Below are 14,473 nucleotides of genomic sequence, written 5' to 3' on the forward strand. Positions count from 1 at the left end.
CGGACGGACCTTTTTACATGGAAACGAACTATTTTATGCTTTGCCCGCGCAGCCCAGAACGGTAGTGATCTTATGCGCTACCATGTCCTTGATTGCCGTGCGTGCGGGAGCAAGGTATTGTCTCGGGTCAAAATGGCTCGGATTTTCCGCGAAATATTTGCGGATGCTCGCCGTCATGGCAAGGCGCAGATCGGAGTCCACGTTGATTTTGCAGACCGCCATCTTCGCGGCCTCGCGGAGCATTTCCTCCGGAATGCCGATGGCGTCCGGCATCTGTCCGCCGTACCGGTTGATCTGCTGTACGAACTCGGGAATGACGGAGGAAGCGCCGTGCAGCACAATCGGGAAGCCCGGCAGGCGGTCGGCGACCTCCTGCAGGATGTCCAGGCGGAGCTTCGGCTTCTGGCCCGGCTTGAACTTATAAGCGCCGTGGCTTGTCCCGATCGCGATCGCAAGGGAATCCACTCCGGTGCGCTTGACAAAGTCCTGCACCTCGTCCGGGTCGGTGAACTGGGCCTTGTCGTCCTCCACCTTTACGTCGTCTTCCACGCCGGCCAGCTTGCCCAGCTCGGCTTCGACGGTCACGTTGTATTTGTGCGCGTATTCCGCTACTTTGCGGGCTTCCTCCACATTTTCCTCATAGGGCTTGGAGGAACCGTCGTACATCACGGAGGTAAATCCGCCGTCAATGCAGTCCTTGCACAGCTCATAGGAAGAACCGTGGTCAAGGTGCAGGGCAATCGGGATATCGGGGTTTTCGATCACGGCTGCTTCGACAAGCTTTGTCAGATAGGTGTGGTTCGCATATTTACGCGCGCCCGCGGAAACCTGAAGAATGACCGGTGCTTTCAGTTCCTGGCAGGCCTCGGTAATACCCTGAACAATTTCCATGTTGTTGACGTTGAACGCGCCGACGGCGTATCCCCCGGCGTATGCTTTTTTGAACATTTCTACTGTATTGACTAATGGCATGGTAATTACCTCCCAATGTATGATAAGACTATTATATCCCAAAAAAAGGGAAAGGGAAAGATTAAATTTTAACAACCCGCAAAATCCCTTCGAACCGGACGTTCCGGCGTCAGGCGTCCTTTTCAAACAGCGCCGGATTGCTGCGGCTGTAATGAAAGATGTACTGCTGGGCGATCCCGGCGTAGCGGCCGAAGCTTTCCGGCTCCCTGCCGGGAAACAGCACCCGCATCGCGCGCTTCATCCACACATCCATCGGAAACGCCTCCAGCCGGTGCAGCCCGTACAGCAGGGTGCAGTCCGCCACCTTCGGCCCCACGCCGTGAATCGTCATCAGGCGATCGCGGGCTTCGGGGAGCGGCGCGGTTTTGAGCGCTTCCAGGTCGACTTCTCCCTGCGCCACCTTGCGCGCGGCGCTCAGAATGTATTTCGCGCGGAACCCGCAGCGGATTTCCGCAAGCTCTTCCTCCCGCAGGTACGCGATTTTTTCGGCTTTCGGAAAGGCGAAAAAGCCATCCCCGATCTTTTCGCCGAAGCCGGCGCAGAACCGTGCCACGATTCCCTTGATTCTCGGGATATTGTTGTTCTGGGAAAAGATGAAGGAGCACAGCGCCTCCCACGGCTCCTGATTCAGGATCCGCATGCCGGGCGCGAATTTGGCCGCCCGGGCCAGCGCGGCGTCGCCTGCCGCCAGGTCTTCCCGGATTTTCCCGTAGTCGAGCGGCAGATCAAAATAATTCCGCCAGAAGGGGTCCCGCAGCGCCTGTTCCCGGTTTTCTTCAGAAATATTTAAAATCCTGCCGGAGGCGACGCCCGTGTAGGAGCCGTCCTTCTGCTTTTCCCAGCGGAAGCACTGCCCGCAGTCCAGCGTCTGCTCCAGGTCGAAGCTGTCTGTTTTCTTCCTCGTAGGTCCGTCCTCCCTTCCAAAGCGTTACGCGGAAAAGCCTTTCATCGCGAGAGTGTCGAAAGACTTGTCCGGAAAAAGAAAATCCACTTGATCGTCTTCATGCGTCGTAAAATGATTATAGCACAGTTAGGTAAAGGTTAGAATACTGATTGTTTTTAAAGTTTTCAATAGTGGGTTGACATAATTATGTATACATTTTCCTATTCACAATCGGGAAAGCGGGGTGGTCTCCACACTTATTAACATTTTCAACCGAGTTTTCAACAGAGAATCGCGAGTATTCCACGACGTTATGTAAACTTTTGCAAATACTGTGTGTATAAATGGCTCCACGCCTGGAAAAAAGCGGCGCATATTTTAGTTACTCTCTGGATAAAAGCCGAAAAGGCGGCGGCTTGTCCTGAATTCTTTGGCGCTTCAAAATGGGATTCCATGGGGATTTTTTGCCTCTGCAAAAACCATATTCAGCAGATTGCACAAAATACGGAATTCCAGTTATTAAAATTTGGCATCATTTCCGTGTGCCAAATCTGTTTTTGTTTCTCTTGAGAAAGTATGGCGCTCCGGCTTATAATCATAGCAGAAATATTTCGGAACTATTTGTTGAAAGGCGGAGTAAAAATGAAAGAAAAAGTTCAAAGCTTCGGAAGATTCCTAAGCGGCATGGTCATGCCGAACATCGGGGCCTTCATTGCTTGGGGCCTTATCACCGCAATGTTTATCGCCACCGGCTGGACGCCGAATGAAAAGCTTGCGGCGATGGTGGACCCGATGCTGAAGTATCTGCTCCCGCTCCTGATCGGCTACACGGGCGGCCGTATGGTCGGCGGACAAAGAGGCGCCGTTGTCGGTGCCATCGCCTCGATCGGCGTGATCATCGGCGCGGACATCCCGATGTTCCTCGGCGTCATGATTATGGGTCCTCTGGGCGGCTATTGCATCAAGCAGTTTGACAAAGCGATCCAGGGCAAGGTCAAAGCGGGCTTTGAAATGCTCGTCGACAACTTCTCGGCCGGCATCATCGGCGGCATCCTCGCGATCATCGCGTTCCTGCTGATCAACCCGCTGTGCGTGGCTCTGACCAACGGCATGGCCGCCGGCGTTGATTTCTTTGTAAAGGCGGGCCTGCTGCCGCTGGCGCAGATCTTTATCGAGCCCGCGAAGGTCCTGTTCCTCAACAACGCGATCAACCATGGTATCCTGACCCCGCTCGGAATTGAGGAAGCCGGCAAGGTCGGCAAATCCATCTTCTTTATGCTCGAAGCAAACCCGGGCCCCGGCCTTGGGCTGCTGCTTGCGTACTGCATCGCCGGAAAGGGCACGGCGAAGAGCTCCGCTCCCGGCGCCGTGATCATCCATTTCCTCGGCGGTATCCACGAAATCTACTTCCCCTATGTCATGATGAACCCGATCCTGATCCTTGCGGTCATCGCCGGCGGCATCACCGGTTCCTTTGTTGAGGGAATCCTCGGCGCGGGCCTGGTCGCGGCCGCTTCCCCCGGAAGCATCATCGCTTTCCTGCTGATGACCCCGAAGGGCGGCTTCTTTGGAACCATTCTCGGCGTGGCATGCGCCGCGGCAGTCAGCTTCGCGCTTTCGTTCGTACTTTTGAAGGCAACGGCGAAGGACGAAGACAACCTTGACGAAGCCAAAGACAAGGTAAAGGCAATGAAGGCCGGAAAATCCGGAAAAGCCGCGCCCGCTCTGCGTAAAGTCAACGTAAGCAAAATCGTCTTCGCGTGTGACGCAGGCATGGGCTCCAGCGCAATGGGCGCAACCGTTCTCAGTAAAAAGCTGAGGGAAGCCGGTCTGGACATTCAGGTTCTCCATTCCTCGATCGAAGACATCCCGCGCGACGTTCAGATCGTCGTCACCCATCACGAGCTGATGGAAAGAGTGAAGAAAGCCGTTCCGAACGCGCAGCTCGTAACCATCACCAACTTTATGGCGGCACCGGAGTATGACGAGCTGGTCAATCAGCTGAACGGCCTCGCTTCGGCAATATAGCAAAGAAAACCGGGTTCAATCCGTACATAAACACGGTATACGAAGCGCGCAAAAAATAGTACCATTGGGTATCAGGAGGGGTTACAAATGACTTTTACACCGCGTTTAAATCATTTGTTCCGTATTTTACTGAAAAATACGGAGCCCGTTTCTGTAAGCGAGCTTGCTTCCCTGCTGAACACCAGCAAGCGGACGCTTTTCCGCGATATGGAAAACGTCGACTCCCAGCTTCGCGCCTTTCACCTGAAAATCAACGCAAAGTCAGGGGTGGGAATCCGGCTGGAAGGAAGCGAACAGGACAGGGAAAAACTTGCCCAGGCGCTTCTCAGTGAAGAGGAACCGGAACCCATGGACAAGGAATCCAGAAGGAAACGCCTGATTCTGGAGATTCTGAAAAATCAAAGCGTACAGAAGCTTTACTATTACTCTAATCTGTTCAAGGTCAGCGAAGGGACCATCAGCAATGACATGGACGTCATTGCTGACTGGTTCCGGGAAAACGATTTGGATCTGTCCCGGCGGCAGGGGTACGGTGTTGCTCTGGAAGGCACCGAGGAAGCCTACCGCCGGGCGCTTTCCCAATTTATTTATGAAAATATCGGCCGGGAGGAATACTGGGAGGCATCTTCCGGTGCAAACGGAAAACCGGCTGAGCAAATAGACGTTTATCCCCTGTTGGATGCCAAAATTTTCAATCAGGTGATCTCCGCGCTGAAAACGATTCCGAGCAGGAAGCTGGAACGGTTCACGGAATCCTCCCGCTTCAGGCTGGTCATCTATCTTTCCATCGCGGTAGAAAGAATTATCAGGCAGAAAACAATCTCCATGGAACCGGAAACCATCGAAAAACTGAAAGCGACTGAGGACTATGTGCTCGCCGACACCATCGCGGATATGCTGGAGGATTCTTTCCAGTTCAAAATCTGCGACGAGGAAAGGGCATATATCTGTATTCATATCAAAAGCGCAAAACAAAAATATATTGACCAAAATCCGGACGACGATTTCTTTATCGACCATTATGACCTGATCCGCATGATTTACCGGATGATCGAGCGGTTCGACCCGGACATGGCTCAGGAGCTGAAAACGGATGAGGTCCTGCTGAGCGGGCTGATCGTCCATCTGGACCCCACCCTGATCCGGCTCAAGCACAACATGGCCATCCAGAACAATATGCTGGACCAGATCCGCGCCATGTATCCGGATATCTTTGAGAAAAGCAAAAATGCCGCGCAGGTCATCTGGGAAAGCTACGGCTTTGCCGTGCCCGACGCGGAAACAGGCTACCTTGCCACCCATTTCGGGGCGGCGGTCATCCGCCTGAAAGAAAGAAAGCTCCGGCGCAAGGTCGTCGCCATCGGCGTTGTCTGCGCAAGCGGGATCGGAATTTCCTATCTGATGTCCTCCCGCATCAAAAACACGTTCAAGGCGGATGTTCTGCTAAAGACATACGCACAGGAGGATCTGGCCGAAGGAACCCCGCCGGATATCGATATCCTTGTCTCCTCCTTCCCCCTCAGGGATGTTCCGTACCCGTATCTGCTGGTCAGCCCCTTGCCTACGGATGAGGATCTGGAAAAGATCCGCGAAGAGATCAACCGCTGTGCCTATGTGGAAACGGGTCAGCTCCCGCCTGAAACGAAGAGCGGGAGCTCCTCCGGCCACCTGCACAAAACCTGGGATATGGCGGAAAACATCCAGTCCGTGCTTTCCCAGTTCGGGATTTCGTACACGGATGAGAATACCAGCTTCGCGGAGCTTGTCAGTCAGGCAAGCCAGCGCTTCGGCGACAGCGACACAAACCGCAGGCTGATTTTCAACGATCTCCTCGCCAGGGAGAAAATCAGTTCCCAGGTGGTTGCCAGCTATCAGTTCGCCCTGCTTCACGCAAGGACCGGCGGCGTAAGCAAGCCGGTGTTTTCCGTGATCCTGCCCAACCATCCTCCCTTCTGCAGCGAATATTTAAAGGGCGCCGTACTGGCGGTCGTCATGCTCATCCCCACGGGCTCCGGCGGTAAGGAGAACAGCCAGATGATGGGAAAGCTCAGCAGCGCGCTGATTGAAGACGAAGATTTTCTGAACGCGCTCAAATCCGGGGACCGGGACGTTTCCTACGCAAAAATACAGGAGATCCTGGAGGGCTACTTTGCACAGAAAATCAAAGAGCTCTACCTATGAAACCGTCCATTCAAAGAAGGTGGTACACACATTATGTTTTTTAAGAAAAGCACAAAAAAGCCGGAGCTTCTGATGAAGCGGAACATTATCCTGAACTGCAGCGCCGAAAACAAAGAGGAAGCCATCCGGCGCGCGGGAGAGTTGCTGGTTGAAAGCGGCTATGTCGCAAAGCCCTACGTCGACGGCATGCTCGCGAGAGAGAAAAAGCTCTCCACCTGTATCGGCAACAGCATTGCCATCCCCCACGGAGAAAGCGAAGTGAAAAAGGAAATCGCGTCCTCCGGGCTGGTGGTCTTGGTGTATCCGGGCGGGATTCCCTGGGACGGCGAAACCGTCTACCTTGTGGTGGGCATCGCCGCGGTCGGAGACGAGCATCTGGAAATTTTAAGGAATATTGTTGAGAAGCTGGATACGCCGGAGAAGGTGGAAACCCTTGTAAAAGGCGGGGACGCCGATCAGATTTACCGTTTATTCAGCGGCGATTGAATTTTGGCTCCCGGCCGCACGGGCCGGAGAAAGGAATCACTATGAAGACGAAAGCAGTCAGAATGTATGGAGCAGACGATTTGCGGCTCGAGGAATTCGAGCTGCCGGAAATAAAGGACGATGAAATACTGGTCAAGGTTGTCAGCGACAGTATCTGCATGTCCACCTATAAGCTAATAAAGCAGGGGAAAAAGCATAAGCGCGCCCCTCAGAATATCGACACGAATCCCGTGATCGTCGGGCATGAATTTGCCGGCGACATTGTAAAGGTCGGAGCAAAGTGGCAGCATGAATTCACCCCGGGCGAAAAATTCGCCCAGCAGCCCGCCCTGAACTACAAGGGGAGCCTCAATTCCCCCGGCTATTCCTACGAATTTTTCGGCGGGGACTGCACCTACTGCATCATCCCGCACGAGGTGATGGAACTGGGATGCCTGCTGCACTACCACGGCCCCAGCTACTTTGAGGCCTCGCTCGGCGAGCCGATGTCCTGCATCATCGGCGGCTTCCATTCCAACTACCACACCAATAAGCGCAATTATGACCACGCCTCCGGCGTCAAAGAAAACGGCGCGCTTTTGATCATGGGCGGCGCGGGCCCCATGGGCCTCGGCGCAGTGGAATACGCCATCTGCCTTGAGAAAAAGCCCCGCCTGGTCGTTGTGACCGACGTCAGCGAGGACCGCATCGCGCGCGCGGAAACGGTGGTCCCGGTTTCCAAGGCCGCGGCGCAGGGCGTAACGCTGAAATACGTCAATCCAAACAAGCTTGAGGACCAGTACGAAGGCCTGAAAGCGCTGACCGGCGGCAAGGGCTACGACGACATCCTCGTCATGGCGCCCATCCGTCCTCTGGTAGAACAGGCGGACAGCCTGCTTGCCTTTGACGGCTGCCTCAATTTCTTCGCCGGCCCGACGGACAACAAGTTTTCCGCCAATATCAATATGTATAACACGCATTACATAAGCACCCACATCATGGGCTCCACCGGCGGCAACACCGACGACCTTGTGGAAGCGCTCGACCTGTCCGCCGCCGGAACCATCAACCCGTCGGTGATGGTCACCCATGTGGGCGGCCTGGACTGTGTCGCCGACGCAACCGAAAACCTGCCCTCCATCCCCGGCGGCAAAAAGCTGATTTACACCCATATCCATCTGCCTCTGACAGCCATCGACGATTTCCGCGCTTTGGGCGAAAAGGATGAGCTGTTCAAAAAGCTGGCGGACAGCTGCGAAAAGCACAGCGGCCTGTGGAACAGCGAAGCGGAACAGATTCTGTTTGCGCATTACGGGCTGAACGGCTGAAAACTGATCAACAGAACTTAGAATGTCAGGCGTCGAGAAATCGTGCAAGCGCAGCCAACGCAGTAAGCAAAATTGTAAAACAATTTTGCGGTTGCGCGATTTTATCGGCTGCCTGAGACTGCGGGGGTACACACCATTGATTTATACCGTAACATTTAATCCCGCGCTCGATTACATCACGGATGTCCCGGATTTCCGCGAGGGCGAAATCAACCGGAGCAGCGGTGAAAAGATTCTGAGCGGCGGAAAGGGAATCAACGTTTCCATTGTGCTGAAAAACCTTGGGATCGACAGCACGGCGCTCGGCTTCATCGCCGGATTTACCGGGGATGAAATCGAGCGGGGCGTACGGTCCTTCGGCTGCAACACCGATTTCATCCGGCTGGACGGCGGACTGTCCCGTATCAACCTGAAAATCCGCTCCAGACGCGAAACGGCGGTAAACGGCGGCGGCCCGCCCATTCCCCCGGAAAAAGTCGGCGAACTGTTTTTGCAGCTCGGCTCCCTTTCCGACGGAGATATCCTTGTTCTCGCGGGCAGCATTCCCTCCTCCCTGCCGGCCGGCACCTATGAGACCATCATGGAACGGCTGCAGGAAAAAAAGATCCGCATTGTGGTGGACGCCACCGGACAGCTTCTCCTGAATGTCCTGAAATTCCGGCCGTTTCTGATCAAGCCCAACCGGGAGGAACTCGAAGAGCTGAGCGGACGGGCGCTGAAAGGCGAAAAAGAAATCATCCTGGCCTGCAGGGACCTTCAGGCGCTGGGCGCGTGCAACATTCTTGTGTCGCTGGGCGGCGACGGCGCAATCCTTGTCAGCGAAACAGGCGGCGTTTATCAGAGCGCGGCCCCGCAGGGCAGGGTTGTCAACACCGTCGGCGCGGGGGATTCCATGGTGGCCGGCTTCCTGGCGGGATACCTGAAAAACAGGAGCCTTCTCGAGGCCTTCCATACCGGGATCGCCGCCGGAAGCGCCAGCGCATTTTCCGAAAACCTTGCGACCGGAAAAGAAGTTTCCGCTCTGCTTAAAACAATAAAGGGGTGAAAAAAGATGAAAGAGTTCCGCTATGTCATTCAGGATAAGGAAGGGATCCACGCCAGACCCGCCGGCCTTTTGGTTCTGGAAGCACAGAAGCACGCCTCGGAAGTCACCATCAGCAAAAGCGGGAAAAAGGGAAATGCAAAAAAACTGTTTTCCGTTATGAGCCTTGCGGCCAAAAAGGGCGAAGAGGTTACGGTTACGGTGGAAGGTTCCGACGAGGAACAGGCATTCAGGAACATGCAGGCCTTTTTTAAGGCAAATTTATAAGATTACAAGATTTCATGATGATACATCTCCATCTCACTCACGCACAGTTTCCTCCATCTGGAGAGACCGGCGCCAATGCTTCCGCATTGGCGCCGGTCTCTTGCTCTATTCCTTCGTACCCACAATTTTCCCGCCGCACAGAATGACCTTCTGGTCCTGTATCCTGTAGGTTCCGTCCCTGACATAGGTAAGGGTGGGTACCTGCAGATAATGCTCCCAGCCGCGCCCCGCAAGCTTGGTCTTTACAACGCCGTACCGGTTCCCCCTGGCCTCGATCACCTCTCCCCCGCCGACATAAACGCCGATATGGCCGCTCCTGTGGACCGCCAGCCCCGGGGTGTCCGGCATCGCGGAAATATCGCCCTTGACTTCGGCCGACTCGAAAAGGCCGTCCGCCGTACAGTCCGGCAGAGCGCCCTGCCGCTTTGCGGAGATTTCCCCCGTCGATTCGTCCAGCCAGCAGTACGCCTTGATCAGCCCGCTGCAGTCGAAGCCCGGCCTTCCCCCAAAATTCAGGTAGATGGCGTTGATCTGTTCCCCGGTCAGGTCCGCCCGGTCCACCCCGTCGAACCGCTGCTGCTGTTTTTGCAGAAAGGGCATCCGGATCGTCTGGCCGACCGCCCCGTAAACGTAGCCGCTTTTGCAGGCCAGCGCGTTCCAGGCAAAATTGGCAAGGCCGATATTGTTTTTCAGCCCGTCCCCGCTCTTCAGGTTTTTTTGCAGCAGGGACACGGAATCGACATACCCGGGCGTCAGCTCCGTACTTATGCCGGTAATGGACTTTCTCTGCGCGCCGTCGACCGAAAGGCCGAATTCCAGCTCGATCCTCTCAAAAATCCCGTCCGTATCCTCAAGGGGTATGGGCGTATCCTTTTCCTCTCTATAGAAGCATTTTACAAGGCGGTCCCTCACATCGCTTTTGTCCGGATACCGGCTGTTGTCGAACAGGGTGATGTAGACGGCGTACAGCAGCCTCGTGTTGATCTGTTCCCCCTGCGGGGTACGCAGAAGCACCTGTGAAACCAGAGGCTTGAAATCCTCCGACACTGTTTCCAGCGCGTATTCCCTCAGGCTTTCCTTCTGCCCGGCGCAGCTTTTTACAGCGGAAACAATCAGAAGAAGCACCAGCAGCAGGATGCCGGCGGCTGCCCAAAACCGTTTTTTTATGAAAATTCGCGGAATACTATGTCTTATGACGATCATGATTGCCGTACCTCCTGAATCTTTCCTATGCACAGACGGGGAAAAGTATGAGCACACCGGAAAAGTTTTGAAGTTCCGCTCATTGACGGGCATGTCCATATCTGCTAAAATAGAAAATGTATAGTTAATTTGAAATTCAAAGTAGGCGGGGAAAATCCGCCCTTTCCCGGACTCCGGGCGAATTTTGGAAGATTGTGCCATATTTATGAAAACAGGGAGTAAAAATAGATGAACGAAGAAAAAAAGCAGCGCGGCGACGACATTATTGCGGGAAGGAACGCCGTGAGCGAAGCCATGCGCAGCGGGCGCAGCATCGACAGCCTTTACGTCGTCCGCGGGGCGCACACCGGCAGCCTGAGCGCGCTGATCGCCAAGGCAAAGGAGAAAGGGATCGCCATTAAGGAAGCGGACGGCAAAAAGCTGGATTTCCTGTGCGGCAACGCCAATCATCAGGGCGTGGTCGCCGTGGCGGCGGTCAGGGAATACGCGACCGTCGACGATATTTTCCGGCTCGCCGAAGAGCGGAACGAGCCTCCGTTCATTATTGTGGCGGACGAGCTGGAGGACCCGCACAATCTGGGCGCGGTTCTGCGGGTGGCGGAGTGCGCCGGCGCGCACGGCGTCATCATTCCCAAGCGGCGCGCGGCGGGTCTGACCTACGCGGTCGGAAAGGCCAGCGCGGGCGCGGTGGAATACGTCCCGGTGGCCAGGGTGACGAACATCACCGCCGCCATCGACGAGCTGAAAAGACGCGGCGTCTGGATTTACGCCGCCGATATGGACGGAGAGCCATGGTGCGGCGTGGATTATTCCGGCCCGGCCGCCGTTGTGATCGGCTCCGAGGGCGCGGGCGTCGGGCGGCTGGTAAAAGAAAAATGTGATTTTGTCATATCTTTGCCGATGAAGGGTAAAATAAATTCGCTTAATGCTTCGGTCGCCTGCGGCATCATCTGTTATGAAATTGCACGCCAGCGCAGTGGGATTAAGACAAAATAATACAGGAGCGATCAATATGGGCGACAATCAAAAAGCTCCGCGCGACAAATTTTCGTTAGACGAGATTTTAGCGGAAGCGCGCACTTTGGAAACAGGAAAACAGGAGCCTGCGCCCACCGAACAAAAGGCAAAGGCTGACCCGGGACGAAAAAAAGCGGTTGCCACGCCGGAGGAAATTGCCCGGCAGGCAAAAATCGCTCTGGACGCAAAAGTGTCCTCTCTTCCGGAGCACCCCGCCGCGCCGGAACCGGAAAAGAAAAAAGGCCGCGGCAGGGGACTTTTCAAACGCCGCAAGCGGGACTTTCCGGAGCCGGAGGAGGACGGGGACATTTACTACGGCCTCCAGCTGCGGTCGCTGGAGGACTACCGCGAAGAATATGGGAAAATAGAGGCCCCCGTGCCCCATCCGGAAAAGAAAGAGGGAGACCCGGTCTTTTCCTATCTTTTCAGTGAAACCGGCGACGACGTGGTGGACGACGAGGTTGCCGAACGGTTCGAGCGTCTTCACAGCGAGCGCAAAAAGCGCGTGAAGAAAATCATGAGCCAGGTCGGCCTGGATGAGGACGATATCTTTTCCCTGTACGAGGACCAGCCGTCCGGCGAAGGCCCGAAGTCGAAAGAACCGCCGGAGCCGGAAGAACCCCGGGAGCCGTATGCTCCGACCGTGATTCCTCCCGCGCCGCACCCCGCCCCCGGCCCGGCTCCCCAGCCAAAGCCGGAGATAGCGCCCGGCCCCGCGCCGCAGCCGGAAATACGCGAGCCTCACCCGGAACCGGTGTTCCAGCCCTCGGCCCCGCCGATGACCCCGCAGACGCCGTTCCAGCCCGACGCCGTTCCTTCCATCCGCTGCCGCCTTTCGGAAGAGCCGGTCAAGGAGCCCGCGGCGGCGCCGGCGGTAAAGGAAGAGGTACCGCCCCCGCCCCCCGTCAGGGAACCGGGGAAGCCGGTGCCGCGGTCGGCGGAAAACGTCCGCGGCTACCGGGCGAATTTCAGAAAGCCCGTTCATTTTATCCAGCTGAATAATTATGAGGAAGTTTTGTCTGAAGCGGCGGCGGGCTATCCGCCCGCCAAGCCGAAGCAGCCTCCGCCGCCGATCCGGATTCCCGTCGAACCGTCCGGCGGCGCGGGCGTGCCGGGGGAAGGCGCGGAGCAGGCGGAAGAATTTTCCGGGGAAGCTTTGCGGCCCATCCCCTTCCCCGAGCCCGTTCCCTTCCTGGCCATGGACCCCGAAGAAGGGGAAGCGCCCGAAAGCTCTTTCCGGCCGGAGGAACCGGACGAAGCCAAACCGGCGAAAAAGAAAAGCTTCAGCGTGTTCGGAAACGAAGAAGAGGACAACGACTCCACCGACAACCTGCCCGGCGAACCGGAGGAACTGGACGACTACCAGAGCCCGTCGGACGCCCCCTCCATCTTCCACGACCTCAGCGCCAATATCCGGACGCTGTATCTCCGGCTGGCCGTCACGGGCATCAGCTTTGCGATCCTCCTTCTTTCCGGTATCCTGCGGGACGGTTCCCTCCTGCTGCCGGAAGCGGTCCGGGATTGGACGGGAGCGCAGCCGTACATAATTCTGAACCTTGTATTCCTGCTGACCGCCACCGCTTTCAGCATCACGCCCATCCTGAACGGATTAAAGGGGCTGGTCACGTTCCAGGCAAACGCGGACAGCGGCGTCGCCGTTGCGGATATCGCCGCGCTCATCCAGAATATTGCCCTGCTGTTTTCCGTGCAGAGCCTGCAGGCGGGGAACCTGCACCTGTACTCCATTCTCGTGGTCATGGCCCTGTTTTTGAACGCCGCGGGGAAGCTCAGCTTTGCCCGGCGGATCGACCGCAATTTCCATTTTGTCGCTTCTCCCGACCAGAAACAGGCCGTACAGCTTTTCGACGACCACAACATCGCGCTGCAGATGACGAGCGGCTGCGTGATGGACGCGCCGGTCATCGCCTATCAGGCAAAGACGAATTTTTTAAAACAATTTTTAAGCCTTTCCTATGAGCCGGACCCAAGCGAGCAGTCCTCACAGATAACGGCCCCTATCGGATTCGTGTCTTCTCTCATACTGTGCATCGTTACGCTCCTGTTATTTAAGGATATTTTCTGCGCGCTGACCGCTTTCGCGGCCGCCGCGTGCATCTGCGTCCCCTTTGTCAATATGCTCAGCGTCAACCTTCCGGTCAACCGGGTCAGCCGCATCGCCGCCCGCTGCGGCGCGATGATCGTCGGCTATCCGGCGATCGACCGGTTCAGCGGGGTCAACGCCGTGCTGGTGGACGCGAAAGAGCTGTTTCCCAAGGGCACCGTCGTGCTGAACGCGATCAAGACCTTCGGCGGGCAGCGCATCGACGACGCCATTGTGGACGCCACCGCCCTGATGTGCGCGGTGGGCGGGCCGTTAAGCGACCTGTTCGACCAGATCATCAAGAGCCGCCGCGACATGCTGCCGAAAATCGACAATACCGTCTACGAGGACGACAAGGGCGTTACCGGGTGGGTTTCCGGGCGAAGGATCCTGGTGGGCAGCCGCAGGCTGATGGAAGCCCACAGCATTGAGCCGCCCTCGCGCGACTATGAGGAAAAATACATCCGCACCGGAAAGAGGATCGTTTATCTGGCCTCCGGCGGGGAGCTGGTCGCCATGTTCGTGGTCTCCTACAATTCCGACCGCCGCCGCGCAATGGAGCTAAGGCGCATGGAGGACAACGGCATCAGCCTGATCGTGCGCACCTGCGACCCGAACATCACCCCGGCTCTGCTCGCGGAATGCTTCGGGCTGGACGAACATTCCGTGCGCGTGCTGCCCGAGCGGCTGGGGAGCATCTATACCGAAATGGCGGCTTCCCCGCAGGAGCGTTCCGAAGCGGTCATGGCCACGAAGGGCCGTCCGACCGCCATGATGCGCCTGCTGACGGCGTGCGTCCGCCAGCGCAGCAACATTTCCATCGCGCTTGCCCTGCAGAACGTCGCGGTGATCCTCGGCTTTCTGCTGGTCGCGTTTTTGACCTGCTACTCCGGGCTCGGCCAGCTGACCGTCACCGCGCTGATGATTTACGAGCTGTTCTGGGCGGCGGCAATCCTGATCGTGCCCAGGCTTCGCAAGCCTTGATT

At 56.5% G+C, this 14,473-nt stretch carries 11 protein-coding genes and 1 pseudogene; 8 read left to right on the plus strand and 4 right to left on the minus strand.

Features of this window, described 5'->3' with window-relative positions; genetic code table 11:
• Positions 1–33: 33 nt before the first annotated feature.
• The 3 genes and pseudogenes from fba to VXK30_RS16195 form a co-directional block, all read right to left on the minus strand.
• Positions 34–972: a class II fructose-1,6-bisphosphate aldolase gene (gene fba, locus VXK30_RS16185; RefSeq protein WP_275714365.1), complete on the minus strand. Its 939-nt coding sequence runs from the start codon at positions 970–972 to the stop codon at positions 34–36.
• A 109-nt stretch (positions 973–1,081) separates the two neighbouring features.
• Positions 1,082–1,612: a DNA-3-methyladenine glycosylase family protein gene (locus VXK30_RS16190; RefSeq protein ID WP_275714367.1), complete on the minus strand. Its 531-nt coding sequence runs from the start codon at positions 1,610–1,612 to the stop codon at positions 1,082–1,084.
• Positions 1,589–1,855: pseudogene (locus VXK30_RS16195) on the minus strand (DNA glycosylase); the annotation flags it as partial. The pseudogene VXK30_RS16195 and the gene VXK30_RS16190, both read right to left, overlap by 24 nt.
• Before the next feature lie 642 nt (positions 1,856–2,497).
• Between VXK30_RS16195 and VXK30_RS16200 the strand changes: the two are divergent.
• From VXK30_RS16200 to VXK30_RS16225, 6 genes are all read left to right on the plus strand, one after another.
• On the plus strand, positions 2,498–3,883 hold the full coding sequence (locus VXK30_RS16200; RefSeq protein ID WP_275714369.1) for a PTS mannitol transporter subunit IICB: 1,386 nt from the start codon (positions 2,498–2,500) through the stop codon (positions 3,881–3,883).
• Between the two features lie 87 nt (positions 3,884–3,970).
• On the plus strand, positions 3,971–6,064 hold the full coding sequence (locus VXK30_RS16205) for a BglG family transcription antiterminator (RefSeq protein ID WP_275714371.1): 2,094 nt from the start codon (positions 3,971–3,973) through the stop codon (positions 6,062–6,064).
• 33 nt (positions 6,065–6,097) lie between these two features.
• Positions 6,098–6,550 carry a PTS sugar transporter subunit IIA gene (locus VXK30_RS16210; protein ID WP_275714373.1) on the plus strand — a complete coding sequence of 151 codons (453 nt, stop codon included), beginning with the start codon at positions 6,098–6,100 and terminating at the stop codon, positions 6,548–6,550.
• Between the two features lie 41 nt (positions 6,551–6,591).
• A complete protein-coding gene (locus VXK30_RS16215; protein WP_275714375.1) occupies positions 6,592–7,857 on the plus strand; it encodes a zinc-binding dehydrogenase in 1,266 nt (421 codons plus the stop codon).
• A 136-nt stretch (positions 7,858–7,993) separates the two neighbouring features.
• Entirely contained in the window at positions 7,994–8,902 is a 909-nt protein-coding gene (pfkB, locus tag VXK30_RS16220; RefSeq protein ID WP_275714377.1) for a 1-phosphofructokinase, read from the plus strand.
• A 6-nt stretch (positions 8,903–8,908) separates the two neighbouring features.
• Positions 8,909–9,166, plus strand: a complete 258-nt coding sequence (locus tag VXK30_RS16225) for an HPr family phosphocarrier protein (protein WP_275714379.1) — start codon at positions 8,909–8,911, stop codon at positions 9,164–9,166.
• A gap of 105 nt (positions 9,167–9,271) precedes the next feature.
• Here the strand turns inward: VXK30_RS16225 and VXK30_RS16230 are convergent, their stop codons facing one another.
• Positions 9,272–10,369 (minus strand): NlpC/P60 family protein, encoded by a 1,098-nt coding sequence (locus tag VXK30_RS16230; protein ID WP_275714381.1) that lies wholly within the window; start codon positions 10,367–10,369, stop codon positions 9,272–9,274.
• A 228-nt stretch (positions 10,370–10,597) separates the two neighbouring features.
• Here VXK30_RS16230 and rlmB point away from each other — a divergent pair, with 228 nt between their 5' ends.
• A complete protein-coding gene (gene rlmB, locus VXK30_RS16235; RefSeq protein WP_275714383.1) occupies positions 10,598–11,365 on the plus strand; it encodes a 23S rRNA (guanosine(2251)-2'-O)-methyltransferase RlmB in 768 nt (255 codons plus the stop codon).
• Positions 11,366–11,381: 16 nt separating this feature from the next.
• Positions 11,382–14,471, plus strand: coding sequence for a hypothetical protein (locus VXK30_RS16240; RefSeq protein ID WP_275714385.1), 3,090 nt, complete (start codon positions 11,382–11,384; stop codon positions 14,469–14,471).
• Positions 14,472–14,473: the final 2 nt, after the last annotated feature.

Source organism: Caproiciproducens sp. CPB-2 (assembly GCF_036287215.1).
Classification (GTDB): domain Bacteria; phylum Bacillota; class Clostridia; order Oscillospirales; family Acutalibacteraceae; genus Caproiciproducens.